Origin of the sequence: Ancylomarina sp. (assembly GCF_041555295.1) — a bacterium.
Classification (GTDB): Bacteria; Bacteroidota; Bacteroidia; order Bacteroidales; family Marinifilaceae; genus Ancylomarina.
On record NZ_JBFFKR010000292.1, the window covers coordinates 1 to 3925 of the forward strand.

Below are 3925 nucleotides of genomic sequence, written 5' to 3' on the forward strand. Positions count from 1 at the left end.
CAACTTATTAACCATAAATTGTATATTTGATTTGAAGTAATAGAAGTCGATGATTTCTATTCTACTGTCGTACAATAACAGCCAAGCCTAAACGAACTGAAACAACAATACAAATGCAAATCAATATAAATGGATTGAGCAAAGTTTATCCCAATGGGAAAAGGGCGCTTGACGACATAAATCTTGAAATTGGAAATGGGATGTTTGGCTTATTAGGCCCCAATGGCGCAGGAAAATCCAGCCTTATGAGGATATTGGTTACCCTAATGGAACCCTCAACTGGAACTGCAAGTTTCGATTCATTCGATCTGCATAAAGATCGTAAAGAAATAAGAAGCATCCTGGGCTATTTACCTCAGGATTTTCGTTTCTTTTCGAAATTAAAAACATGGGAATTTCTTGATTATGCTGCCTCATTAGCTGGTATCAGAAGTAAAAGTATCAGAAGAGACAAAGTCGATGAATGGCTTGATAAAGTAGGTCTGTTCGATGTTCGTGAGCGTGATGCCAATAAGTTATCCGGAGGTATGAAACGTCGATTAGGAATTGCTCAAACATTGATAAGCGATCCTAAAATAATTATCGTAGACGAACCAACAACGGGGCTTGATCCTGAAGAAAGAATTCGTTTTCGAAACATTTTATCTGAAATCAGTCAACAAGATGTGACAATTATTTTGTCAACACATATTGTCGGTGACATATCCAGCGTTTGCAATAATCTGGCCCTATTAAATAATGGAGAGCTGGCTTTTAAAGGAACACCCGAAGCTTTAATCGAAAAGGCTAGAGGTCATGTTTGGCAAGTCAGCACATCTGGCTACGAATATGATTTAATCAAAGATAAATACGCTGTTGTTTCAACTATCCCAACTCAAGAGGGATGGGATGTTCAACTCATTGGCGATGGCAGTCAATTAAGTAATGCCATAGAAATTGAGCCTAATTTGGAACATGCCTATGTCTATTTCATGGAAGAAACTTCGGAACTCATTTAGCAACTATAAATATGATCTCAATTCACACTATTCGTACAGTCGCTAAATTTGAAACCCGAACCTTACTAAGATCCTGGTTTTTCAGGATTTTTGCTGGCTTATCGATCCTTTTCATTGGAATTTTTAATATTGCTGCTTTTTTAGAAGGAAGTGATTCGCCATGGATTTTTAGAGCCTTACCAGCTGCGATACCCTATGCCAACCTAATTATCCTGAATTTAGGACAAGCTATTGTAGCTATATTTCTAGCCTCCGAGTTTTTAAAACAGGATAGTAAAAACGACTCAGTTGAGGTTATCTATGCAAGATCGATGACTAATAGCGAGTATATTCTTGGAAAATCTTTTGGAATAATCACGGTTTTTGTCATTCTCAATATCTTGATTTTATTAATGGGAATTGGCTTTTCTTTTTTAAGTAATGAGTCTTCTCAAGGTGTGCTGCAACTTTTATATTACCCCCTTTTGATTTCGATACCAACCTTGGTTTTTATAATAGGTTTGGCGTTCTTTTTTATGACAATATTGAAAAATCAAGCCATCACATTTATTATCCTTCTGGGTTATATTGCACTCACTATTTTTTATTTAAATACGAAGTTCTATCACATATTCGATTATATCGCCTATCAAGTGCCAATGATGAATTCTACAATTGGTGGCTTCGGGAATCTAACTGAAGTCATCATCCACCGAGGAATCTATTTCTTCCTGGGGATAGGATTCATCTTCTTTACCATCTCAAAATTAAATCGTTTACCCCAGTCCAAACGTTTTGTGAATTTGCCAATCTATTTGGCTCTACTGGCATTTCTATGCGGTGGTGGATTAATTTGGAAATATATTGATATAAAAGTTGATAACGATGCGTTTAGGAATAAAATGATAAGCTTAAATAACAAATACCTATCATATTCTAAAGCTGAAATTAGAGATTGCCATATCGACTTAAACCATTTAGGAGAAAAAATATCAGCAGTAAGTAAACTGAACCTTTATAATTCATCAAATTCAGAATTAGATACCCTACTCTTTAGCTTAAATCCTTCTTTAAAAATTACTTCTATTACTGCAAACAATAAAAAGCTGGAATTTAAACGTGAAACTCACCTGCTCAAAATCGCAATTTCTAATAAATTAAATAAGGAAGAATATTTAGAATTAGTTATTAGTTACGAAGGAGCAATTGATGAAAGAACTCACTTTCTCGATCTAAACCCAGAGCTTGTAGAAGATAATTTCAGTGCAGTCATGTTCAGAGTAAGGAAAAGGTTCTCTTATCTACAGAACAACTTTGTTTGTCTAACTAATGAATCACTCTGGTATCCCATTTCGGGAGTAGGTTTTGCCTCTCTGAATCCTGTTTTGCATTCTCCTGATTTCACAAACTTCAAGCTAAAAGTTCATACAAAAAACAATCTAACTCCTATTTCACAAGGAAAACTAACAACTATTTCAGATAGTGTATTTGAATTCCAACCAGAATCAGCACTTCCAAAAATAAGCTTGTTGATTGGAGATTACCAAAAATATAGTACAACTGTTGATTCCATCGAATATTCCATTTATTCCATTAAAGGGAATCAGTTTTTTTTGAAACATTTTGATTCGATACAGGATAGTTTACCATCATTAATTCGGGAGTTGAAAAACGAATATGAAACTAAGTTGGATTTAGAATATCCATTTAAGCGATTCGCTTTAGCAGAAGTCCCTATTCAATTTGCACTTGATAAACATATTTGGTCACTCAGTAGTGATGCAGTCCAACCTGAAATCATTTTTTATCCTGAGAAAGGTGTTTTAATGGAGGAGACTGATTTTAAAAAGAGAAAAAAACGATTTGAAAAACGGATGAAACGTGATAATGAAGAAGTTTCTGATGAAGAACTCCAATCACGAATATTCAAACGATTTGTTCGTGGGAATCTGATGCCTCCTGCAACAGAATGGTATCAGTTCGATAATATAGATAGAAACACTTACTCACCATTTCCAAACTATTTTGGCTTTTCAACACAGCTTAGCTCTACTGAATATCCAGCATTAAATCTGGCTTTGGGGGTTTATCTGAAAGAAAAGAATGTCACATCACAATCATATTCTCGCTGGCGATTCGATGGTATAAGCAAAGAAGAACGTATTAATCTGGAGCTGAAAAAAGCCTCTCTTCAACATATTACAAGAACAGGCTTGAAACCTTCAACTAAAAATGAAGAGCAAATCTACCTCAATGATATCCTGCAAGCCAAAGGCATTCATCTTTTTTCATTACTCAAAGCTCGCTATGGTGAGGAGAAATTTAACGCTTTGATTAAATCTTATATCGAAAAGAACAAACACCAAAAATTCAGTTTTGCCGATTTTGATAGCTTACTAAATCTTAATTGTGGTAAATCGATTAAGGAGGATGTGAAAAGCTGGTACACGACCAATAAACTACCTGGTTTTTTAATAAAAGATTTACAAACCTACAAAGTCAAGGATGGTGATCACATCAAATATCAAATTCGATACAAAATATCAAATCCAGAATCGGTAGATGGCATAGTCACCGTAAGTATTGAATCAAATGATCCAAATCAAAGACGCAATCGTCGGAATCAAGAAGATTCAAAGCCAGCCTTCTCGAAATCAATTTTCGTACCTGCAAATTCAGCTCGCGAAGTCGGTTTTGTTTTTCCTACTCAACCCAGCAGAATGAATATTTCTACTCATATATCTGAAAATTTACCTAATAGCCTAGTTTACGATTTCAGTACATTTTCTGAAACAAAAAAAACAAAGTTTTTCAATGAAGTAAAGAATTGTGAAGCATTTGAAGGAATTCTTGCCGATAACGAATTTGTTGTTGACAACGAAGACAAAGGTTTCGAATATGTTCAGGTATCAAACAAAAGTTATTTGAAACAATGGATTGATGAAAAG

Annotated in this window: 2 protein-coding genes; both read left to right on the forward strand. The window is 34.8% G+C overall.

Features of this window, described 5'->3' with window-relative positions; genetic code table 11:
- Nucleotides 1-113 precede the first annotated feature (113 nt).
- Nucleotides 114-998, forward strand: a complete 885-nt coding sequence (locus ABY905_RS14795; protein ID WP_372645238.1) for an ABC transporter ATP-binding protein — start codon at nt 114-116, stop codon at nt 996-998.
- Nucleotides 999-1009: 11 nt separating this feature from the next.
- The coding region (locus ABY905_RS14800; RefSeq protein ID WP_372645240.1) for a hypothetical protein at nt 1010-3925 on the forward strand (2916 nt) is incomplete at its 3' end.